The organism is Paenibacillus ihbetae, from assembly GCF_002741055.1.
GTDB lineage: Bacteria > Bacillota > Bacilli > Paenibacillales > Paenibacillaceae > Paenibacillus_AQ > Paenibacillus_AQ ihbetae.
The window spans coordinates 4999100-5022038 of the sequence record NZ_CP016809.1 but is presented as its reverse complement, the minus strand read 5'-3'; the positions used below and the strand labels follow the sequence as shown (position 1 = coordinate 5022038).

Sequence of the window (22939 nt, the reverse complement as noted above, 5' to 3'; positions counted from 1 at the left end):
TATTAAAAACTAATTTGATAAAACAGGGTTCACCAGCGTACCGATTCCACCAATGGTTATTTCAATCCGGTCTCCGGGCTCAAGCGTAAAATCATTAGGCGGCACAATGCTTGTGCCTGTCAAAAGCACCGTACCGTCAAACAAATCATTGTCCTTTGCCAGGAAGGAGACCAGTTCATCCAGCTTTCGGTTTAATTCACTCGTACTGGCCTCGCTCTTAACCACCATGCGCCCCTCGCGGTAAATCTCGCAGACGATGCTGAATGCATATGGATTCTGCACCGTTTCCGCAAGCCGGATGGCCGGTCCGATGGAGCAGGATTTGCGCCATATTTTTGCTTGCGGCAGGTACAGCGGGTTCTCCCCTTCGATATCGCGGCAGCTCATGTCATTGCCGACGATGTATCCCACAATGCTGCCATCTGCGCCAAGCACCAATCCCAGCTCAGGCTCTGGAATCTGCCATGTGGAATCGCTGCGCAGCGTGACGGCCTCGTTCGGTCCGATGGTGCGGGCGGCTGTGGATTTGAAAAAGATTTCCGGCCGCTCAGCGTCATAGACTTTATCGTAAAATGTCTCCGCATCCAGTCTTCCATCCGTAGCTTCATAATTACGTGCTTCGCGGCTTCGTTGATACGTAACACCCGCCGCCCATACTTCCGGCGCGTCCAGTGGCGTGACAAGGTGCAGAGAAGTCCAATCACCAGCCAGCTCATTCGCCGGACTAAAAGCGCTTTCAACCAATTGAACAGGAGAGATCCCGCGCTCCCTGGCTTGATGGATCAAAGTCATAAAATCCGGCTGCGGCAGACGATAGGCTCTATCATCATCCGTAACGGCTGCCAGCCGCTTCTGTTTCCTGTCTAGAAACCGAATAATTCGCATTCAGCTTGCCCCCATTTCTTCCCCATCGGGTTGATATTACTACCATAGCACCACCGATCGTCCATGACGATGCGCTAATCTCTACGACGATTTACCCTTTTCACGCATAATTTTTCTGTTAAGATGAGTCTAACCGTTACCGGGATACAGGACATACCGAGGAGGTTTGCTGTGACCAAGCTTTCCGAAGCCGCATATTTAGGTCGTCTGCCCGATGTTCGCATGTCTTTTCAATTATTGGGGCTGCATGCAAGAAAAGTGGATTCCCGCTGGACTTATCCGTCCCACGAGCATTCCATGTACGAAATTCATTGGATGATGGACGGCGAGATGAATATGGTGGTCAATGGACAGCTGTACAAGCAGTCCGTTGGAGACTTGTTGTTCATTCGCCCCGGCATGACACATTCCTGCACGTGTGCCGGTCCGCAGGGTTTCACTTACTTCTCCGTTCATTTCAGCGTTCACGATACATCCTTTTGCAGAGAACTCAACCGCTGCAAGGACATTTATTATCCGGCAGATTCGGCTTTAGCCCAGGGACTGTCTTCTTCTCTGTCTACACTGTACAATCTGGCCACAGAGCACTTATCCAGCCCGCTGCCGGCCTCCAAACAGATGAGGGTCCATGCCGCCGTATTCGAACTGCTCGGCTCCCTGGTCGGACAGCTGTCTCAGACCACATCCATCACCTTATCCAGAAAAGAATCCATCGCGCGTCAGATCGCCGAGCAAATCGAGGACTCCGTAAGATATATTCATCTTCACGGTGAAATTCAGGAGACCGAGCGAACCTGGATCCAAGACATCGCCAAGTCGCTGAACCTTAGTCCGTCGCAGGTTAATCGGATTTTTCGGCAGGTATACGGCAGAGCACCGCGCAAGTTTCTATCCGAAACCCTCCTGAATGAGGCCCAGCGGTTGTTGAAGCAAACAGACCTAAGCATTGACCATATTGCGATGATGCTGGGGTATAAGACCAATGCGCATTTCAGCCGCCAATTCAAGCGGTGGACCGGCATCGCACCAAGCGAGTTCCGCATCCATTCCCAGCAGCCATCGGCAGCCGGCCCGGATCATCCGGATTATTGAACCATTGCGAATAGAACCGGCCGGCGGCAGGTTTTTTGTTAGGCATTGACAAGTCTAATGAAACATTTAAGCTTTGCAGCCAACTGTACACCCTACGAGATACAGATCATTTGATATTCGTTGAGTCGACGAGAATCATCACTTTAACGTTGTCGGATTCATACTCCAGCGGCGTGTTTCTGGGTACGGCAAGCACTTCTTTCACAGGTCTGTCGCAGTACACGTTGATTATGTAACAACGAAATGGAAACAAATGTTTAGACGTTGGCTATTGAAAAGTTAGTGTCGAATATTGTAGTATTGTGTTAAAAAAAATCGGAGGAATTATGCCTACACCATTGCAGCAAGAAAAACACTCCATTGAGGCGTGGTCCCTGATCAATCGTAAATATTTGGGGAAAGGCGTGCGAGTCAAGCGCTTTCGGAGGCCGACCCGCTGCCAAATTCGCAACCGCGTCCTCCTTGCCATTCTGATGGCCAATGATATCAAACTCTCTCAGCTTGCCGAAGAATTGGGAGTTTCATCGCGCAGCGTAAGTGCTTGGGTATACGAGGGACGCGTACCGGGAAAGCAAAATCTGGAGAAAGCCTGCAGTTACCTCGGCTATCCCCGTCATATTTTGTTCCGGGAGGAACTGCTCGAGCAGTCCCCGCTTATCTGTCAGCCTTCACCGTCGCGCTTTATGAAGCGGACGTTGACACGCTCCCCGGTCAGCAACCGGATTCTGACGGGCCTATGCATGGTGCACGATTTATCGGTAAGCGATGTCAGCCGCTGGATCGGCGTGCACCCCGGCACATTCCGCAAATGGCTGCATCAAGGAACCGTTCCGTCGGCAGCATTTCAGGAGAAAGCGGAGCAATTTTTCCGCATACCAAAGTCGGTCCTGTTTGCAGACTGCATCCTGAACAAACATTCGTAAAACATGAACGGAAATGCACTCGTAAAGGATCTATAAGCTCTTCATCAACCGCTCCGCGCGACCTTATCGGATTAAGGTGCGCCGGGCTTTTTTCTTCTTGCGGGCATCTTTATGGCGTTAACTGGGAATATTGTGGTTGAGGTGATGATCTGGATGAGCGTAAATCAGAGGAACGGCGCGGCGCTGGGTTTGCTGGCAGGTACGACGTTCGGCAGCGGCATCGGTTTTTTGCTGGGGTGGCACTCCTATGATCTGGTCATCAGCGTAGCCGCCGGCGGTATTCTCGGCATTGCAGGAGGCATATGGCTCAGCTGCCGAATTCTGTTCAAGGAACTGCCCTGAGCGAAGTCCCGGTTGAAACATCCACAGCAGCTAAGATATATAATAAAACCAAACAAGCAGGCCGGGATAAGAGTGCTTCTCTTTCCCGGACCTGCTTGTTTTACATCGAAGGGGATTCCTGTCTGGCCCCCGATCGTCTTCTAGATTACAGCCAATCACCGTGACGGTAAAGATCCTGCTGATGCTTCGGGTTCCGCCAACCAATCAACGGCTCCCGCAAGTCTTCCGGTTTCCGGGTCGTGTCCGGCCCCTCGAATTCCCCCCAGGTTTTCCCGCCGTCTTCCGTTCTCGCCGATCCGCTGAACCCCGTGTCCGGCGATACGAAATGAAGAAATCCCCCATTCGGCGTCCTGCCGATCTTGTTCCAGATCTGTCCCCCGTCCGTCGACTGATATAAATCATTGTTCTCCATCACGGCCCATACGTGGTTTGCGTTCAAAGCGAAGATTTGTCGAACCGTCTCCTCGGGGTAAGCCTGCACTTCCCAGTCGGTTCCGCCGTCATCACTGAAGGCAATCCATCCGTCTCCCCCAATCCACCCTGCCTGGTGATTGATAAGCCACATGGCCGTAACATCCGTAAGATCCACTTCTCCCCTGCTTTTTCCATCTGCTGTGCTGCTTGACCCCTGACCGGCAGTGCCGGATGGATTCCCCTCGGCCTGATCCGTATTCGAGGATTTCCCGCCGGATGCCGATTCGCCCGAATCGCCGCGCTTTCCGTCATGGGTCTGCGCAAGCGATACGGGAGCCGGAGCGACAACGCTGCTCCCCGAATCCGGCGCTTCACAGCCGGCCGTTACGGACAGCAAGACGGCCAGCAACAACCATGTACCGAACCGCTTTCGTACGTTTGCCATGTCGACCTCTCCCCCTTTCCGGTCCATTCTCCCTACTGTCCATCTATCCATGATGGAACGGCGACATCCTGTCGCCAGCTCCAAGACCATTCATTACTATAAGTATAATGCCAACACCCCATAAAACGGAACAGAAAAAGCTGCTCATCCGATTAGTTCCAAGAGCAGCATGATTACCGATTCACCTGGTTGCCATCTAAATCATCTGACCCTAATATAGGGACAGATGGTTTGAGTCACGAAAAAATATCACTTGGAAATCATAAAGGGGGAGTTTAACATGCTCGATTTTCCGACGTTAACGACTTACATCCTCGTTGTTCTCGGACTGTTTTTGATCCCGGGACCCGCCGTTCTGCTCACCATTACCCGCACCGTTCAGAACGGGAGAAAAGGAGGCATTATGGCTGGACTCGGGATCGCTACCGGGGATTTCCTTCATACCTTATTTGCAACGGTAGGTCTTTCCGCAATATTGATGACTTCTGCACTTGCCTTCAATGTTGTTAAATTTGCAGGCGCAGCCTACTTGCTATACCTAGGGATTCGCGCAATCCTAAGCAAGCCCTCCGAACCGCAAATGCCCAAGGTTGAATCGGCAGGCTCCCTGAAATCCTATGCTTCGGCAACAGTCGCAGAGCTTCTCAATCCAAAGACGGCATTATTCTTTCTGGCATTCCTGCCTCAATTTATTCATCACGAACGCGGTGAAGCGGTCGGGCAGTTCTTAGTCCTGGGATTGATCTTTGTGATTTTAAGCATCTTGTATACAACCGCGATTGTATTAAGCGTCTCTTCGCTTGGAAAAATGGTTAAACGGTCGCCATGGATCAGATGCCTAAGCCGGTGGAGCGGCAAATTCGTTGGAGCGATCTACATTGGACTGGGCCTAAAGGTAGCATTCCAAAGACAGTAATGGAAGCGCCGGTTCCCTATCAAGGTGCTTAAGTGCACGGTGCCGGCAATTATTGGATCTCTGGTCTGGGCCTCACTTTATTGCAAAAAAAAGCTCCTAACCGGCATCATCGGCCGGTTAGAAGCTTTTTCACTTATAGCCCGGCTTGACATACCCGAGCTTCGTCCCTTTAGAAACTGCTTCCAGGGATGACGTGACATCCAGCTTGTCGAAGATATGCTGCAGGTGGTTGGATACGGTTCGTTCGCTGATATGCAGCCTGTCTGCGATCTCTTTCCGCTTGTATCCATCGCTTAGCCACTGGAGAATAGTCCGCTCACTATCTGTCAGCTCTTCGATATATTCGATGCCATCCCCGCTGGAAGGGAAGTAGGAGTGGCCGACGTGGATTTGCTGCAAAATGGTCAGCAATTTGTCCGGCTCAATATTTTTATTGATGAACCCTTTGGCTCCAATCTTTTGCGCTTCAAATCGGTATACTGGCAAATCGTAACCGGTCAAGATTACGACGGCGGTTCCGGGAATATCCTGCACGATCCGCTTGGCCAGCATCAGGCCATCTTCATCGCTGATATTGCTCAGATTGACATCGACCAGGACGAGATCGGGCCGATTTTCGCGGATTTCCCAAGCCGCCCGCTTCACGTCAGCCAGCGTCCAGAGCCGCTCGATCTCCGGAGCCCCTTCCAGAGCAATCTCCAGGCTTTTCGCAAACAACGCATGATCATCGATCAATAAAATGCGCATAAGAATCCTCCCCCTTCATGGCAAAGCCAATCGTTACCCGCAAGCCGGACGGCAAAGTCCGTTCCAGCTTCAGCGTCCCGCCGATCAGCGCAGCCTGCTCCCGGATCGAAGCGAGGCCCTTGTGCCGGCCGTCGCCGGAGAATGGCGTTAGATCCTCCCCGTCCCGGCCCTGCCCCCCCTTCTTCTCAACATGCTCTGGGGCGGGAAGCAGGAGACCTATACCATCGTCCTCGACGATCAGTTTCACATCTTCCCGTTCCTGCGTCAGCGCAACCTTGAGGCGCGAACCCTGCGAATGCTTGAATGCATTGGTTGCCAGCTCCTTGATGAACCGGTAAACGATCAGATTGTACGGTTCAACCAAAAACAGCTTGTCGTCACAGTCGAACTCGATCGTCCACGCCTTCATGGGATGCGTCTGCCGGATTCGATCAAGCATTTTCTGCACATTTTCCCGGAGCGTCAACCGGCCGAGCAGCGGCGGATGATATTCCTGCATCCGGTGGCGGATCGAGATGTTTAAATCATCCAGCGTTTCGGCGATTATCCGGCGCACCTCCGGGTTATCGGACTTATGCAGCAGATTTTTGACCGCAAGCAGATCCTGCAGCACTTCATCGTGGAGATAATTGGCGAAATCCCGCCGCAGCTGCTCCTCCCGCTTCAACTGCCGCAGCGAACGGACGTAGAAGCCCTCGGCGGCAAGCGTTGCTGCTTCTGCATTCATTGCTCCCCGACGGTTGACACCGGCGAATCGCAGAATCCCGTAAAGCAGCAGAAGCGCCAGCGCACAGTGAATGACAAGGAAGACTTCGGCGATATTCCAGCGCAGGGCCCAGCCGGCCGCGGACAGCATTGCGACGAGAGCCGCAAGGAAGATTCCTGATGCAGCGCTGCCCAACAAGTGCAAGGCAGGCATTTCCTTGCGGCTGCGGAAGGCGATGCCGTGAATGCTGAACAGCGGCAGAAACAGCAGCAAAAACGCACCCGAATTGGAAAGATATGCCGAGTCGTGGCCGAACTGCAGGACATAGCCGGTAAATAAAACGACTCCTAGAGAAACCGAAGCCACTAAAGGTTTACGTTCATTTTTCAGCACGAACAGAACACGGCTGCGATGCATCCATAACAGATAAAGACAGATGACCGTTCCCAACAGCAGCTGCGCTAGGTACATCAGGGCCGACCAGGACTCGCCGAAACCTCTGACAAGCAGCGCCAAGGCAAGGCTGATTTTCAAAATCGCATCTGTTTGCCTTTGCAGCTTATACGCGGAATCCTGAAACAGAAAAGCCAGCCCGAAACGGACCGTCGAATAGAAGACGACCGGGCCTGCGAAGGACAATAGGGTTTGAGCCATCCCCTGCCCGTCCGCCGACCATAAAAAAAACCAAGCGACCAGCAGCAAAAGTCCCGAAAACCGTGCCAACATCCTGCTGTTCTTTAAATTCATCGCCCCGATATAGATGGCGTCCATGACAATCAGCGTGGAGAAGCCGAGCAGAAACAGATCGGAAGCCTGCAGCGCATGGCCACCAACCGATTCATAGCCGAAATAGGCGATGATCAGCAGTTGATTAAAGAGCAGGATGAGCTGATACCCCAAATAAACTCGCTCTATTTTTTGCATCGGCTTCCCTCCTCTTGCATTACCTCCATCGTAACCAACTTAATTCTTCAAGGCAATCCGGTAGCAGGAACGTTTGGTCACAACATAATAAATTAGATAAATGAAGACAGAGATGGACAGGGCCAGCGCAATCGGCAGGATGAACTTCGAGCTTTGCCCGAGCACATCGTCCATCAGCAGCGCTTTATAGCAGAACAGGCCGCAAATGCTGTGCGCCAGACCGAGTATGAACGGGATCGAATACAGCACCAGGATCTGCCGGTGAATCAGTTTTTTGAGTTTTTTCCGGCTGTAGCCCATCTTGCTCAGGATCGTGTAATCATCGTGATCATAGGTCACGGCCGAAATATTATGGAAATATAAAATGCTGCCGGAAGCGATAAAGAACAGCACCGTTAAAAACCCGAGCAGCAAGAAGGTCGAGCTGTTTGAATACGTTATTTCATAAGTCCGGGCATAGACGCTCGCAAAATACGGATTGTCCCCGAGCACCGGCCGCAGCGCCTCATACGCTTCCTTGCTGTCGCGCAATCCCGGACCATCGATGCTCATGACGCGCGTAACAGGCAGACCGCTGTCGGCAAATTGCCGGAAGACGCCGTCGGATACGATCAGCGTCCCCACGCTGTTGTTAAAGCCAATCGGATTGTCCAAAGTAATCCTTTTCACAGTAACATCCACGGTCCGGTTGTCCGCAAGGCTCAGGCTGTAGATTTCGCCAACGTGCTGCCGCTTTGGATCAGGCCGGTATTTTACCAAAATTGCCTCCTTGTCGTCCAAGAGCAAATCCTTGGTTTTCTTGCCCTGCTGCTTCAGCAAGCTTGCGTAATCCGATGATGACATCAGCTCGAAACCGGGCTCCCGGCCCTTCTCCTTCGCCAGGGAATATTCCGGTGGCAGTGAAGCCGTGGTCGATCCGGCTTTGATCAGCTCGGTAATTTTCGATTGAAACCCGCCCTCGCCGACAGTCCGGTTCAAAGCCAGAATCGCCTGCTCGGCCTGTTCCGGCCGTTCTATCTTGAATTCGAGCGCCGACGGAATGATACGGGTGAGGGCAGCGACCGGATAATAGCTGGTCAAGACGGTCGATCCGAACACGCCAAGCGTAGCGGCCGACAACAGGGAGAGCATGATTAACGTCTTGGCATTGGTACGAATACGGTTCATGAACTTCGGGATTGCGACGATGCTGATCTCCCGGTACAGGAGCCGTTCCCGCTGTTTGAGCTTCTGCATCACGTAAGGCAGGAAAGAATATACGAACAGCGCTGTGCCGCAAACGATCAGTCCAGTCATCAGCAAACCGATCGGGCTGACGCCGATCTTCGACCACACGGACTCCTTGCCGCGCCGCGAATCGAGCGCAAGCACATCGCCGCTGACCATAAGAATCAGGCCTATAACGGCGGAAACGGGGCGGATTTTCATTTTCTTCTCGCCGCTCTTCTCCAGCCTCACCATGTGCAATAAGGTCGTTTTCCGAAGCAGCCGCCAATTGGAGATGGACAAGGCTGCAATGACGCCGATGACGAACAGGACGCTGAATAAGACAGCTTTGCCGTTCAGGAACGGAACCGCGGATCTGTCAATACTCAGGTCGAGCAGCCCTACGACCCCCGACACGATTCCCTGATGGGCCGCCGCGCCCAAAACGATCCCGACGACGAGCGACAACAGGCAGATCAGTACGTTTTCAAATGCCAGCAGCTTTAGCATCGCCGATTTCCGATAACCGAGCAGCGCGTAAATTCCCAGCTCGCGCATCCGTCTTTTCATAAAAAATTGATTGGAATAGGACATGTAAAAAAGTACGAAGGCCATCAGAAACACAGCGATGGTGCGGCTCATTGTCTCTACCCGGCCGTCCTCCGAAATTTTGGCCAGCATCACGCCGTTCATCGAGAACGATACGAAGCTGAAGAATACAGTAAGAATAAAGGCGACCGATACCAGATACAAAAAATAAAACGAAACGTTCTTCTTAACGTTTTTAAAGGCTATGGCAAACAGACTCATGCATATCTCCTTTCTGGCGCTGCTAGGATGTGCGTCATCGATTCTCATCGATTGCGGCCACCTGCTCCATGATCATTTCGTAAAATTCCCGCCGATCCGCGTCGTCACGACGCAGCTGCGTTTGAATCCGCCCGTCCTTAAAAATCATGATCCGCTTGGAGAAGCTGGCGGCGTAAGCGTCATGGGTCACCATCAGGATCGTCGTCCCGAGCTGGTCGTTCGCTTCGCTCAAGGTGCGAAGCAGCTCCGTGGCCGAGCTGGAGTCGAGAGCCCCCGTCGGCTCGTCCGCAAACAGGATCGCCGGTCTTTTGACAATCGCTCGTGCCGCGGCAACCCGCTGCCGTTGTCCGCCGGACAGGTCTCCCGGATATTTGGAGAGCTGCGTAGCGATGCCGAACCGCTCGGCCAGGGCGCTCACCGACGCCTCGATCTTGTCCGGCGCCCAGCCTAGCAGGGTGAGAGGAACGGCGATATTTTCATAGACGGTCAGACTGTCCAGTAAAAAGTATTCCTGAAAAATAAAGCCCAGATGGCCGCTTCGAAAATCGGCAGCTCGGGTATCGTCCAACTGATTGACGTTGACGCCGCCAATCACGATCTCTCCCCCGGTTGGCTTGTCAATCGTGGACAGGACGTTTAGCAGCGTCGTTTTGCCGGAGCCGGATGCTCCCATGATCCCGATAAAATCCCCCGAGTAAGCGTCGAAAGACACGCGGTCAAGTGCCGGCCTTTGCTGCTCACCGTAAATTTTGGAGACTTCCTTGGCATGAAGGATAGCTTGTGCTTGCATGAGAATCCCCTTTCCTCTTGTCGAATTATGCAGTTCCGAGTGTAAAGGATTCGAAGCAAAAGGACATGAGTAAAAAACGCACATTTTCAGCTCGCAATTCTACTCCGTCGATACCTGAATGGACGAAAAAATATGCCGCTTTTAAGTGAGCGTTCGTTTATGGTTTAAGCTGTAACCGGTTATGTTCCGCTATCAACTCAAGTGAGTAGGGGCTTTTTGAAAAGCCCAGATATACAAAAAAGCTCTTGAATTGCCGCAAGGACAAATTCAAGAGCTTATTCGCTGTTGCATGAATGCGGTCGAGAGGACTCGAACCTCCACGGGGGTTAGCCCACACGGACCTGAACCGTGCGCGTCTGCCAATTCCGCCACGACCGCATATGATCGGGTTATCAACTCGTTGTGATCACCGTAATTAAGAGTATATAACGACTGAAGTTAAAAAGCAAGCATTTTTTTAAAAAAAATGTCGAAAGCATAGGTCTGCATCCATTTTGCGGCTCTGCAGGCCGGTTCTCCCGCTTCGGTATGTTTAACCTCCCTCCCCCCCATACTATAACAGGATAGGGAATAAAAGAAGCTGTTCCACACCATCTCCTAAGAAGAAAGGCAGGGGAGTCGCATGCTCCTGAAAAAATATTCAATCACGTTATTAACCGCGGTATTATGTCTGGCGATAACGATCCTTACGGACATTCTCTTCGGCTTTCCGTGGTACAACTTTATCATTAATTGGCGGTTTACGCTCTTCTCTCCTGTTGAAAAGATCACGGTCCTCCTGCTGCTCGCTCTACTGGTTATCCCGGACCTCTATCGCAGCCTTCGCAAGAGGAAGCAGGAAACGAAAGCTCCTAAAGGATCCGGGGAATCGGATTCAGGATCCGGAGGGGGGACCGGAGCCTGAGCCGTGAGAAGAGGCGGAACGCCTTCCAAGAATGGCTTTGCGGATCAAACACAAGATCACGAGCAGCAGCGGTAACCCTATCGAATAGAACGGGAAGACCTTATACAGGTAGGCTCCCCCTTTCATTAGATGCTCGCTGTACGAGCGGGCAAGGATAATGGAGATGCCGAGTATGACCAGCGCATAGGGATAAATTAATTTCCGGTACGGGATATTGAACAATATGGAGGAACTGATCAAAGCCGCATAATAATATAGGCTGATTTTAAAGAAAACGCCGATGATCAGAACCATCACGATCAGGATTTGCGTCCGCTCGATAAACTCCGAAATTTCCACCTTCCCCATCATGGTCAGGAGCGGAAATACCGCCCGTTCGGTAATATCCGCCCCTAGTACTGAGATCGTAATCAACGACACATGAGCCAAGATGACACCTGTAACCAAGATCGCCAGCAGACCTGCCCTCACCCCATTTTTGGTATGGTTAACCGCCGGAAATATGACCGTCGCACAGATGAGCTCGCCAAATGGAAAATGAATATTCTTCTTGAGCACCGATTGCAAAATCGGCTGATATCCCTCGCCCATAACAGGAAGCAGGAGCTGAAGGTCAATGATCCCGGAAAAAAGAATCACGATCCCGCTGAACAAGCCGATTAAAAACATGATCACCAAAAAGATCGTGGCCGTCCGTGCCAGCACCTCCAATCCCTGATGCAGCACATAGGCCACCGCCATGATCATGAGCAGATTTACGATCAGAAGCGGCGTTTCCCTCAACGCTGCGGACGCCATGACCAGCAATCCTCCGTCCACGAGATCCCGAGACGCGGAGAACATATAAAAGACGGCATAGACTAGTCCTACAAGGCTGCCGACATATTTCCCGAGCAATAATCGGTAATACTCTACCGGCTGTTTGTCGGGAAATGCCGTGTACAAGTAGGCATTCAAGGAGAAGACCAGCATCCCGATCACCATTCCAATGAGCACCGCTATCCAAGCATCCCGGCCTGCCTCAAGTCCCAAATTCACGACAAGCGTCGTGCCGAACTGAAACAGAACCAATATCGAGAAGAATTGAAATGGGCTGATTTTCACCTTTTCCATTAGACTCTCCCCCTTCATTGGTTGTGGATCTTAAATAGAACGGAACGATCCCTCATCTGGGAATTTCGTATCACCGATTTCACATGGTACTTCACTTGCACCCGGGGAAAGAGCTGATCCCATCGATGCTTCATAGTTCGCCAAGCGGACGGATCGGACCGCTCCACTGCCTGACCAAACCCCAAAATATCGCTATTCACTTCCTTGCTCTTACGAACGGCTAGCTCCAAAATACGAGCAACTTCCTTCGAAGCTGCATCCTCCAGGAGCTTCATCGTTGCCGGATTACGAAGGTCAATCGCGCTGTTTACTTCACGAATCGAGAAATTCGGCTCCACGTGAATGTGAATAACCGGGTTCGCAGGATCCTGCAGGTCTGCGCGCAGCCTTGTTTTGGACCGCATAACTTCAAGCGAAAGTTCTCCATCTTGATCCTGTAACTTCAAATGGATCGGCGTGATTTTCATCTTATTTCGGATCCAAACGATGCCCCGGGATTCATCGGCGTTTAACCAGCTCACAAGACGGTCCCCTTTAAAAACCGCCATTTGGGAGATGACCGCCAATCCTTCGATTTTCGCGTTTTTTAAGGTTTCCATCTTGGACACCTTATCGACGCTTCCTTCAATCATCACTCCGTTCACCACAGGCCCGCCTCCCGGCGAAAGCAATCCGCGGATTACATCATCCACCTCGATCCGGAAATTCTCCCCAAGCTGTCCCGACGTTATATCGATCTTCTGCTCGAGCGCAAAGGCCGTGATTTTTCCGATCGGCGTCAATGCGGATACGACATCCTCCGCGCTTTGTCCTTGCGTTGCAATCAATACTTCGGCATTCAGCCGGATATCCGAGTCTCTGTCCAGGTAGTCGAAAAGATCGATAATGCCCTCTCTCGCCACGCGATCCGAGATGATGATCAGGCCGGTATGGGCGAGCGAAATGATACGTGGGACTTTGCGGGAAGCATTCCGCATCGCTTCGACCACACTCTTCCCTGATGCCTTATATATGGATGTAGGGGTCGCTCCTCTGCCGGCCTTTCCCGAAATTTCATCGGCAATGACCGTCTGGAAGGAAACGAGATACTCCTTCTCCTCTTCCTTCCAATCCACGCCGATCCCGGCGACAATGGCACGCTTATTCAGCTCAACCACATCCCAGCAGCCGCTTAGCAGGCCCAGACAGCAGCATATGATCAGCATGAATAGCCGTTGATGTCTGCGCATATCTCATTTCGCTCCCATCATGCGTTACGATTTCCTCCAGCTCCGTTCGCAGCCGTGTGCTGCCTGCTGCCCGAATTGATTTTGCCATCGGAGCCTTGCTGCCCCGCCCCGTCCATTCTCCCATCCGAGTCTTCAGCCGTGGAAGCGTCATTCTTCGATGCCGCTCCGGGTCCCGTTGAAGCCTCCGCGGCTTGGGATTGCAGCGGCTGAAAGGGTAATCGGATGATCGCGTCCTTCTGATTCCTGAGACGGAATGGGCTGATTGGCGACATGAAGGGCACGCCGAAGGATCGAAGACTGTTCATGTGCGCAATCAGCACGATGACGCCCAGAGTCAACCCATAGAAGCCGAACATGCCGGAGAGAACCATGAAGCCGAATCGGATCAGCCGGCCAGCGATGGACAGGTTGTAGGCCGGAAGCGTGAAGCTAGCAATACCTGTCAATGCCACAACGATAACCATAGCTGGTGTAATCAGGCCCGCTTCCACGACGGCTTGTCCAAGGATGAGCGCACCGACTACCGACACCGTTTGCCCGATCGCTCGCGGCATTCTGACGCCGGCTTCCCGCAATATCTCGAACACGACCTCCATGAGCATCGCTTCGATAAAGGCCGGAAAGGGGACGCCTTCACGTTGGGCAACCAGACTGATCAGCAGCTGCGTCGGTACCATTTCATAGTGGAACGTTGTTAACGCGATATAGACAGACGGGCCAAGAACCAAAATAATAAAGCCGATATAGCGTACGAGCCTCATAACGATCGCAATGTCGAAACGCTGCGCATAATCCTCAGGAGATTGAAAGAAATGGGCAAATACCGTTGGAAGCACCAGCACAAAAGGGGTTCCGTCCACCAAGACGACGATTCGGCCCTCCAGCAGCTTGCTCGTCGCATCGTCAGGGCGCTCCGTATTATATATGGTTGGAAACGGGGTGATCGTCTTGTCTTGAATGAATTCTTCAATATAGGCCGACTCTAATATCCCTTCAATTTCAATCCGGTTCAGCCTGTCCTTGATCTCCCTGACAATCCCGGGATCCGCCTTCTCCTTGACATACATGATAGCTACGTGGGTATGGGTGACCGATCCGATCTTCATCGTTTCCAGCCTTAGCTGAGAAGATTTCAATCTCCGCCGGATGAGTGAAATATTGGTTGCAATGGACTCCACGAAGCTGTCCTTCGGGCCGCGGACGACCAGCTGCGAGGTCGGCTCGGTTACCGATCTCCATTGCCCGCCCTGAGTGCCTGCGATAATGATGCGATCCGCCCCCTCAAACAGGATGACCGTGTCCCCCGACAAGATCGCCAGCATCGCTTCGTTCCAATCCGCACTTATCCTGGATTCGCCCGTGGCCAACCCGTCTTTCATCACCATATCCAGAACATCGGCCGGGCTGCGCTCCACGTTCTGCAGGAACTCCTTGTCCAGTTGCAGCAGCGATTCCATCACATCGTGGTTGATCTTCTCCGGATCACTGAGCCCGTTCAAATAGACGATGGCGCAATTGGCCTCGGACGCTCCCCCAAGCTTCAATTGGCGGAAAATGATATCCGGGCTGTTCCCAAGTTCATTGCGGATGCGGTCCAGATGCTCCTGTAAATGGTCGGCCGGCTGGATTCCCGGAGCTGTCCGGGAATCTCCCTGCCCCGGCGCTTCCTTCCCCCGGGTGAAGCGGCGGCCGCGAGACCGGTAGCGTAGCATTTCGTTTCCTCCCAGCATGCAAAGCTCGAGTTATCCTCCATTATTTGCTTTACATTCCTTTTTCATGCGAAGTTGATAATGAAAAGGAGCCGTACAATTGTACGGCTCCTGGGTAAAACTCGTCTGAGATGCTATTTTCGGTTAAAAGCGGACTAATCCCGCCAATTCATCCGCACCTGCTTGATCCCCTCGACCTGCCACAGCTGCTCGAATAAAGCATCAATGCCTTTGCTGTTAAATGAATAGACCCGAAATTCCATCGTCACCTTGGTTGAATCATCATCAGCGGAATCATTATTGACGATCATGCCCTGGACGGTCATGTTCGCCTTTTGAAGCAGATCCGTAATGATGCTGACCTGCACGGGCCGGTCGCCCGCTTCAATCATGATCTTCAGGCTCCCCGACTTCTTAATGAACAAAAACCGGGATTCCAGCTTGTTCAGCACAAGCGTACTGATCAGCACGATGGCAGTCGTAACGACAGCCGGCCAGTAAAACCCGGAGCCCACGCTAAGCCCGATGGCAGCAGCGACCCATAACGTTGCTGCCGTCGTTAGGCCCGAGATAATATGGTTGGAACGCCGCAGGATAGCGCCCGCGCCAAGGAAGCCGATGCCGCTTACCACCTGCGCCGCAAGCCGCGCAGGGTCGAATCTGGCATTGGGATGATTGATAAGCAAGGAGTCAAATCCGTAAATGGAGGTCAACATGATGAGGGTTGATCCTACGGCAACCAACAGATGGGTTTTCAGTCCAGCCTGCTTATTTCTGCGCTCCCGTTCCCAACCGATCAGTCCGCCAAGCAGAGCTGCAAACAGCAGCCGCATCAGCATCGTTTGCATATCCAGTGAAATATCGTACATTTTCGTTCACTCCTCATCAGCAACCGTTCTATTATCCCCTCGCTGGCGGCTCTTATTGCATATGCTCATCCTGCCAGCGCCATAGTTCCTTACTGGAGGTCGATATCCCGATGACGCCGCTCTTCAGGGCCGTATCGAAATCCTCCAAATCAATCATTAATCCGCCCGCAATGACGGGCACATCGACTTCAGCCCGGATCCGGTCCATAATCCGCTCGCATACCATGCCCGGCAGCACTTCAATGGCATCCGGATTCGATGCCTTTATCATCTTGATTCCGTTGTCCAGCGAAACGGAATCAAACACGAATAATCGCTGAACGGTCAGCAGGCCAAGCTTTTTGGCCTCGACAATGATCGTATTCTTCGTGGTTACAATGCCGTCGATGCCTACCTTTTCAGCCAAATACGTCACGCCCGCCCGATCCTTTCCGATCCCTTCGATCAGATCGAAGTGAACAAAGGACAGCTTCCCGGCCTCCTGGATTTGCTCTACGATCGACTCGATATTGAATATATCGGTCCTCAAAATAAATACGATGTTCGATTCGGTTGCGAGCACGGAGGGGAGCTCGTCAGCATTCATCAAAGAAGTAATGATCGGTTTGCGCTTCAAGCAGTACGTAATCCGCTGCGCGCCTTCTACACTTGTTCTCATGTCTTCACCTCGTTGCCATGGGCAGCATCTCCGGTTCTCCAGCTGCCCGGGCTTATTTTTTGTACCTTAATTACCCGCTTCATTGGCCTCTTTCACGGCACGGCTGCGGTAGATGTCGTGGACCGAATTCAGAATATAGGTCGGCTTCACATCGCTGTCTTTCAAATCCTCCGGCGTTGAGACGCCCGTAAGCACCAACGCTGTGCTCATCCCGGCCTGATTGCCCATTCGAATATCGGTTTCCAGGCGATCTCCCGTCATGAGGCACTCTTCAGCCTTAACTCCCAAAATATCAAGTGCCGTCAACGCCGTCAAGACGGAGGGTTTGCCCATGACGGTCGAAATTTTCATGCCGGTCGTGCCTTCAATAGCCCCGATCATGCCGCCGCAATCAGGAATATCGCCGCCCGGCATCGGGCATGTGCGATCCGGATGCGTAGCGATAACGGCCGCGCCTCTCTTAATCGATTGGTAAGCAAAATCCAGATGCTTATAATGAAAGTCCCGATCCCAGGACACGACAACGACGTCCGTCTCTTCCGGTGCAGATGCAAACGTAATCCCGTTATCCAGCAGCTCCTGTTTTAGTATCGGCTCGCCGATGACATAAACCTTCGCCTCCGGATGATGCTTGTGCAAATAATGAATCGTTACGAGTGCGGGATTCAAAATGTTATCCAGCTCCACCCGGATCCCGAGCTTCCCCAGTTTTTTTAAATAATTTTCGCGGGAATCGATCGTTTTGTTCGTCAGAAACAGCAAGCGCTTATTCAAGCCCTGCAAATAACGTACGGTCTCTACGGCCCCCTCGATCGCTTCCGGTCCTAAATAAATCGTGCCATCCAAGTCAAAGATATACCCTGAAAAATGATCCATACTCGATCTCCTCTGCATGTTCAATCTTGGAATTTTGATATCTTCACCGTTCCGAATTCGTGAAGCTCCTAACGCGAAAGCCGCCATTCGGTTTAGTATTCATATGTTCCGGCGCGGCCGGTTAGTCCTTGCCGAAACCACTAGCTGAAGGAGCCGGAGGGCTAAGTTCGCCCATAAAAAAATGAGAAGCTCCTCTGCATAGCAAGACACTCATTCATGCAAAATGAATGATTCCGTTATGCAAAGGGCTTCTCATCATCTCCGCCCAGCTCTATAATAGATAGCTTTATACTACAACCACTTATTCCATTTGACAAGTCAATCATGCGGATCCGTTGGCTCACATGCCGATAATGGCAGCCGCTAAGTTTGCGTTAACTGTTCCGCAGCTTCATCCGGATGGGTCAGCTCTGCGGGATGATGGTCATGGTCAAAGGGCAAACGCTCCAGCAGACTGCCTCCTCCAAGCCCCCAAGCCATCTGAAGCTGGTCTTCAAGCAAACGCCACTGCCTGCTCCGCTCTTCTTCGTCCCAGTCCAGCAGCTCGCCCATGATCTGCAAGACGGGAGCGATCATCCGCTCGGCCGTCTCCCGCTCAAACCATACCCAGCCGGTTCGCCGCATCAGGAAATCTTCGGCGGCCGCGGTCATTTCATGCTCGATCGAATAGATCAGCTCTGCCCGCAGCAGCTTATATTCATCCCTTTCCTCCGTTGATGAAGCCAGGTAAATATCCAGCAGCCTCTTCGCGTTCGACCCGTATCTCGATATGAGCCTTCGCATTGGGTCCGCTCCAATTCCTTGAAGGGCACCCTGTTCGAGCATCATTTCCTTGAACCTTTTATAACTGAGACCGTTCAAGTCCCCTCCGCTGATTGGCGTCCGGTCGGTCATGCAGGGAGGATAGATGGTGCCATCCTCATCTTGGATGTGCTTAGCCACAAGGTCTACTACGGACATCGCCCTCTTGCGAAACCCGGTTAGATTTCCAGGCCTCGCTGTGATCAACCCCGATTCGGATATCAGAATGCCATCCTTCCCGGTCATGTCGGGCGACTGTCCGTTCTCCGGCTTGAACATCGCGCTTAATCCGCACCAGCCTGCTTCGATATCCTCCTGCTTCAGGCGGATTCCGGGGAACAAGCCATTGACGGTATCCAACGCATACCGCGTATCCTCGTCCGTTATATCCGGCGTCTCGACACTCCCTTGATACGGGGTCCCGGTCATGCCGATGCAGGTCTTGGGCTCCTTCGGGATGACAAAAATCCTTCTGCCTCCGGGACCATCGAAACAAACAGCCTGCCGAACAGGGAGTTTGTTATAATCGACCACGAGATGCACCCCCTTGGTCAATAGCAGCTGCTCACTGGCCAGCGAGTTGTCCATTTGCCTGATCTGATCCGCCCACGGACCGGCGGCATTCACAATTTGGCGGGCCAGGATCGGATAGCGGATTCCGGTTAAGCGATCCTCAACCTGAACGCCTGCAACCCTCCCGCTCCGGTAGATAAAGCCCAACACTTTTGCATAATTGACCATCAGCGCGCCCTTCATCCGGGCAGCCTTTAGCACCTCAAGCGTCAGTCTCGCATCGTCAGCCCGGTATTCACGGCAGTACGCCGCCCCTTTTAACGCATCCGAATTCAGCAGATTTTCCAAGGAGAGCGTTTGTTCCCGCCGGTACATCCTTCCCCGTCGGCCAGCCTTCGCACCGGCAAGCCGATCATACGCAAATAACCGGATGGAGCTCGCCAAGTAACTGCCGGGCCGATGTCTATAAATCGGCAGCAGGACTGGAAGCGGTTTCACCAAATGTGGGGCGCAGCGGCGCAGCAATGCCCGCTCGGTACAAGACTCGCGAACAAAGCGAAGCTTCCCTTGTCTGAGATATATTAATCCGCCATGAATCACCTTGGCGGATTTGCCGCTTGCTCCGGAGGCGAAATCATTCATCTCCACCAAGCCGGCCTTCATTCCGCGGTTGCTGGCGTCCCAGGCAATCCCGGCGCCCGTTATGCCGCCGCCGATGACCAGAACATCCAGCTTGCCCCTCTCCATATCCTGCAAATATTGCCCCCGCAGCTTTGCGGATAACCCATCGTTCACCGTCAATCACCTCTTTTTCCAACGCCTTGAGAAAAGAAAAACGTCCATCGACGTGCTTTAAAGAAGAAACATCACGTTTACCGGCAGGCTTTTCCTGCGATATCAGGCAGCAGATGCTCCGAAGCTTATACATTCCGATACCTAAAAAGGACCGCTTCTGCCCAAAATGCGCACGTCATACGCATCCAAAGCAAAAGGGTCCTCCATGATCTCCGCCCGCTTATGCATTTAATATAATGATACTCATTATAGGACGCATTGATCCTTATGTCTACAGTTCTTATCCTATGATACAACGGCACGGGGTATGACCAGCCTGCACATGGATCAGCATATGACGGATCAATGAGAAACAGCACTGTTTTTTCTTAAAAAGGAAGGGGCCAGCCGTTTATATTTCTTGAAGATGCGGCTGAAATAATAAATATCCTTGAACCCCGTCGCTACCGCAATCTCGGAGACGGTAAGCGGGCTGCTTCGCAGCAGGTAATCCGCTTTATTAATCCTGGTCTCGTTAACATATTCCGTTACGGTTCTTCCGCTCAGCTCTTTAAACAACCGGCTGAAATGATATCGGCTGAGACCGGCCATTCCGGATAACAGCTCGACCGACAGCTCCTCCTTGTAATGCTCCTCAATGTATTTGAAAATCGGGGCAAAGCGCTCCACGTTCTTCATCCGCTCCACATATTCATCCTGGGTGAGAACGGTTGCAACATAGCCTCTCAAGAGGAGCGTAAGCAAGCGGTACAGCTCGGATTTAATGGCGAGCTCATATCCGAATTCCCGTTGCTCCAGCTCTTGGATGATCGCCAGCATGGACGAAAGGACGTCATCTCCGTTTACCCGGTTGGCGAATACCAGCCGATTTTGGGTAATCGGCGTAATGAATTTCATCTCCGGCGCGTCCAAGGAATGGCTTTGGAGCAGTGAGAAGTCCACGATTAACGCATAATAGAACAAATGATCAGATTGGCTGATCCCATAGTGAAGCTCATTGCGATTAATGACAATCAAATCGCCTTCCCGAGCATGCAAGGTGGAGGAACCACACTCCAGCATCGCTTCCCCGGTGACAAAATACAAAATTTCCAGATGCTCATGATAGTGGCGGTTGAACATGACCTGTCCCCTGCCCTCGAACTGGCAGAGATGAACCTTGATCGGAAATTGGGGGTCCGGCATCGTCATCGGTTCCCGCAGTGTATGGTCCAATGCTCTGGTCTCCTTTGAACTTGATCAAGACAGCACGATCGTACAAACAAAAAGCACGGTTTATCATGGTGTCTTTCCTTAGAAGCATTATAATACAGAAGTGTAATGCAGTAAATTCAGAGGAGTGAAATCATGGAATCAATTAATGTTGGGGTCATTGGAACTGGTTCGATCTCTGCTATGCATTTGCAATCCTATCAAAAACATGCGAACGCGAATCTGCTCGCGGTATGTGATTTAAATGAAGATCGCGCACGACTTGCAGCTGAAAAGTACGGCGCTGCCAAAGTATTTACAGATTATCGCGAGCTGCTGGCCGATCCCGAGATCGATGCGGTAAGCATCTGCACCTGGAACAATACCCATGCCGAGATCAGCATCGCCGCACTTAACGCCGGCAAGCATGTACTCGTTGAGAAGCCGCTGTGCCGCACGGTCGAGGAAGCGCTGCGCGTTCAGGAAGCGGTGAAATCCTCCGGCAAGCTGCTTCAAGTCGGCTTTGTCAGACGCTATGATCCGAATGCTCAAATGCTGCGCGAGTTCGCGGACAAAGGCGAGTTCGGGGACATTTATTTCGCGAAAGCCTCTTCGATCCGCAGACTCGGAAATCCGGGCGGTTGGTTCTCCGACATCGAACGTTCGGGCGGCGGGCCGCTGATCGATATCGGTGTTCACGTCATTGATCTGTGCTGGTACATGATGGGCCGTCCGAAGCCGGTGGCTGTCAGCGCCAATACATACCGAAAGCTGGGCAACCGCTCCAATGTCCGGAATCTGTCCTTCTACAAAGCTGCAGACTACGATGCGGAGAAGAATACGGTCGAAGATATGGCAAATGCGATGATCCGATTTGAGAACGGCGCCTCGATGCTCGTTGATGTCAGCTTTACGCTGCATTCGAAGGAAAATCAGCAGTCTGTCAAGCTATATGGCGACAAGGGCGGTTTCGAGATCGATCCGGAGGTTGTCATTGTCACCGAGAAGCATGACACGATCATCAACATCCAGCCTCAAACGGACCACAAGGGCTTTAACTTCGATTCCGCCTTCCAGAGTGAGGTCAACCACTTTATCGCAAGCATTCAGAATGGAACCCAGCCGCTCAGCCCGGTGGAAGACGGTGTGGAGATTATGAAGATTCTGTGCGGTATCTATGAATCCGCCGAAAAAGGAGCTGAAGTTCAGTTATGAAACTTGGAGTAAGCTCGTACAGCCTGTACCAGGCCATGAACAAAGGTGAAATGACGATAACGGACGTGATCGACTACATTGCCGAAATCGGCGGTGAGCATATTGAAATCGTGCCTCTCGGATTCAATTTAAAAGAAAATCCGGAGCTCATCGATACGATTAAGTCCCATGCCGCTGCCAAAGGACTTGAGCTCTCCAACTATGCGATCGGCGCGAACTTCGCCGAGCTCGATGATGCCGCCTACGAGGCAGAGATCGAGCGCGTCAAAAGCGAGGTCGATATCGCGGCAGCCCTGGGCGTAAAGCGGATGCGCCATGACGTGGCAACGTCCAAGGACTTGTCGCTCGTTCATTTTATCGAGGAGCTTCCTCGCCTTGCCAATGCCTGCCGGATCATCGCGGATTATGCAGCCGAGCGCGGCATTATTACCAGCGTAGAGAACCACGGATATTTCATTCAGCACAGCGACCGGGTGAAAGCGCTTGTACAAACCGTTAACCATCCTAACTTCAAGACGACGCTGGACGTCGGCAACTTCATGTGTGCGGATGAGGAATCCACGGTAGCCGTGAAGAACAATATCGGCCTTGCTTCCATGGTGCATTTCAAGGATTTCTATTACCGTCCGGCTAGCCGTCCGCCAGGCGGAGGCTGGTTTAACACTTCGAGCGGCAACTGGCTTCGCGGTGCCATTGTCGGCCAAGGCGACATCAAGATTCCTGAAGTGATTCGCATCGTGAAGGAATCCGGTTATGACGGCTACATCTCCATAGAGTTCGAAGGCATGGAGGATTGCCGGACCGGAACCAAGCTGGGCCTGGAGTATGTACGCAAAGTGTGGAACGAAAGCTGATCCTTGGCGTTT

21 protein-coding genes and 1 tRNA gene are annotated in these 22939 nt (G+C 52.3%); 7 read left to right on the top strand and 15 right to left on the bottom strand.

Going from position 1 to position 22939, the window contains the following annotated elements; genetic code table 11:
* Positions 1–9: 9 nt before the first annotated feature.
* Positions 10–885, bottom strand: coding sequence for a fumarylacetoacetate hydrolase family protein (locus BBD41_RS22420; RefSeq protein ID WP_099478770.1), 876 nt, complete (start codon positions 883–885; stop codon positions 10–12).
* Positions 886–1056: 171 nt separating this feature from the next.
* Between BBD41_RS22420 and BBD41_RS22415 the strand changes: the two genes are divergently transcribed.
* The 3 genes from BBD41_RS22415 to BBD41_RS22405 all read left to right on the top strand — a co-directional run bounded on the left by BBD41_RS22415 (position 1057) and on the right by BBD41_RS22405 (position 3242).
* Complete coding sequence (locus BBD41_RS22415) at positions 1057–1977, top strand: AraC family transcriptional regulator (protein ID WP_077567541.1); 921 nt, start codon at positions 1057–1059, stop codon at positions 1975–1977.
* 326 nt (positions 1978–2303) lie between these two features.
* Complete coding sequence (locus BBD41_RS22410) at positions 2304–2900, top strand: helix-turn-helix domain-containing protein (RefSeq protein WP_077567542.1); 597 nt, start codon at positions 2304–2306, stop codon at positions 2898–2900.
* A gap of 153 nt (positions 2901–3053) precedes the next feature.
* Positions 3054–3242 carry a hypothetical protein gene (locus BBD41_RS22405; protein WP_077567543.1) on the top strand — a complete coding sequence of 63 codons (189 nt, stop codon included), beginning with the start codon at positions 3054–3056 and terminating at the stop codon, positions 3240–3242.
* 145 nt (positions 3243–3387) lie between these two features.
* Here the strand turns inward: BBD41_RS22405 and BBD41_RS22400 are convergent, their stop codons facing one another.
* The gene (locus BBD41_RS22400; protein WP_099478769.1) at positions 3388–4101 is read right to left on the bottom strand and encodes a WD40/YVTN/BNR-like repeat-containing protein; all 714 of its coding nucleotides are present in this window, start codon (positions 4099–4101) and stop codon (positions 3388–3390) included.
* Between the two features lie 280 nt (positions 4102–4381).
* Between BBD41_RS22400 and BBD41_RS22395 the strand changes: the two genes are divergently transcribed.
* Positions 4382–5017, top strand: coding sequence for a LysE family translocator (locus BBD41_RS22395; RefSeq protein WP_077567545.1), 636 nt, complete (start codon positions 4382–4384; stop codon positions 5015–5017).
* 129 nt (positions 5018–5146) lie between these two features.
* On the opposite strand, the gene BBD41_RS22390 is transcribed toward BBD41_RS22395, so the two are convergent.
* The 5 genes from BBD41_RS22390 to BBD41_RS22370 form a co-directional block, all read right to left on the bottom strand.
* Entirely contained in the window at positions 5147–5764 is a 618-nt protein-coding gene (locus tag BBD41_RS22390; protein WP_077567546.1) for a response regulator transcription factor, read from the bottom strand.
* Positions 5742–7394, bottom strand: coding sequence for a sensor histidine kinase (locus BBD41_RS22385; protein ID WP_099478768.1), 1653 nt, complete (start codon positions 7392–7394; stop codon positions 5742–5744). Before BBD41_RS22385 ends, BBD41_RS22390 begins: the two co-directional genes overlap by 23 nt.
* 39 nt (positions 7395–7433) lie before the next feature.
* Positions 7434–9410: an ABC transporter permease gene (locus tag BBD41_RS22380; protein WP_099478767.1), complete on the bottom strand. Its 1977-nt coding sequence runs from the start codon at positions 9408–9410 to the stop codon at positions 7434–7436.
* Between the two features lie 34 nt (positions 9411–9444).
* Complete coding sequence (locus BBD41_RS22375) at positions 9445–10200, bottom strand: ABC transporter ATP-binding protein (RefSeq protein WP_077567549.1); 756 nt, start codon at positions 10198–10200, stop codon at positions 9445–9447.
* A 294-nt stretch (positions 10201–10494) separates the two neighbouring features.
* Positions 10495–10578: transfer RNA gene (locus tag BBD41_RS22370), tRNA-Leu, on the bottom strand.
* Positions 10579–10822: 244 nt separating this feature from the next.
* Between BBD41_RS22370 and BBD41_RS30775 the strand changes: the two genes are divergently transcribed.
* Positions 10823–11104, top strand: coding sequence for a YczF family membrane protein (locus BBD41_RS30775; RefSeq protein ID WP_077567550.1), 282 nt, complete (start codon positions 10823–10825; stop codon positions 11102–11104).
* On the opposite strand, the gene BBD41_RS22360 is transcribed toward BBD41_RS30775, so the two are convergent.
* The 8 genes from BBD41_RS22360 to BBD41_RS22325 all read right to left on the bottom strand — a co-directional run bounded on the left by BBD41_RS22360 (position 11075) and on the right by BBD41_RS22325 (position 20882).
* Entirely contained in the window at positions 11075–12217 is a 1143-nt protein-coding gene (locus BBD41_RS22360; protein ID WP_099478766.1) for a GerAB/ArcD/ProY family transporter, read from the bottom strand. The genes BBD41_RS30775 and BBD41_RS22360 overlap by 30 nt on opposite strands.
* Positions 12218–12231: 14 nt before the next feature.
* Positions 12232–13446 (bottom strand): Ger(x)C family spore germination protein, encoded by a 1215-nt coding sequence (locus BBD41_RS22355; protein WP_077567552.1) that lies wholly within the window; start codon positions 13444–13446, stop codon positions 12232–12234.
* 17 nt (positions 13447–13463) lie between these two features.
* Positions 13464–15158, bottom strand: coding sequence for a spore germination protein (locus tag BBD41_RS22350; protein WP_099478765.1), 1695 nt, complete (start codon positions 15156–15158; stop codon positions 13464–13466).
* Between the two features lie 152 nt (positions 15159–15310).
* Complete coding sequence (locus BBD41_RS22345; RefSeq protein WP_077567554.1) at positions 15311–16024, bottom strand: MgtC/SapB family protein; 714 nt, start codon at positions 16022–16024, stop codon at positions 15311–15313.
* Between the two features lie 52 nt (positions 16025–16076).
* Entirely contained in the window at positions 16077–16682 is a 606-nt protein-coding gene (locus tag BBD41_RS22340) for a glycerol-3-phosphate responsive antiterminator (RefSeq protein ID WP_007127642.1), read from the bottom strand.
* A 66-nt stretch (positions 16683–16748) separates the two neighbouring features.
* Positions 16749–17558 carry an HAD-IIA family hydrolase gene (locus tag BBD41_RS22335; RefSeq protein WP_099478764.1) on the bottom strand — a complete coding sequence of 270 codons (810 nt, stop codon included), beginning with the start codon at positions 17556–17558 and terminating at the stop codon, positions 16749–16751.
* 363 nt (positions 17559–17921) lie between these two features.
* Entirely contained in the window at positions 17922–19667 is a 1746-nt protein-coding gene (locus tag BBD41_RS22330; protein WP_099478763.1) for a glycerol-3-phosphate dehydrogenase/oxidase, read from the bottom strand.
* Between the two features lie 342 nt (positions 19668–20009).
* Positions 20010–20882, bottom strand: a complete 873-nt coding sequence (locus BBD41_RS22325) for an AraC family transcriptional regulator (protein ID WP_077567557.1) — start codon at positions 20880–20882, stop codon at positions 20010–20012.
* Positions 20883–21014: 132 nt separating this feature from the next.
* On the opposite strand from BBD41_RS22325, the gene BBD41_RS22320 reads away from it, so the two are divergent.
* Positions 21015–22073: a Gfo/Idh/MocA family protein gene (locus BBD41_RS22320; RefSeq protein ID WP_077567558.1), complete on the top strand. Its 1059-nt coding sequence runs from the start codon at positions 21015–21017 to the stop codon at positions 22071–22073.
* On the top strand, positions 22070–22927 hold the full coding sequence (locus BBD41_RS22315; protein ID WP_007127637.1) for a sugar phosphate isomerase/epimerase family protein: 858 nt from the start codon (positions 22070–22072) through the stop codon (positions 22925–22927). Before BBD41_RS22320 ends, BBD41_RS22315 begins: the two co-directional genes overlap by 4 nt.
* The last annotated feature ends 12 nt before the right edge of the window (positions 22928–22939 follow it).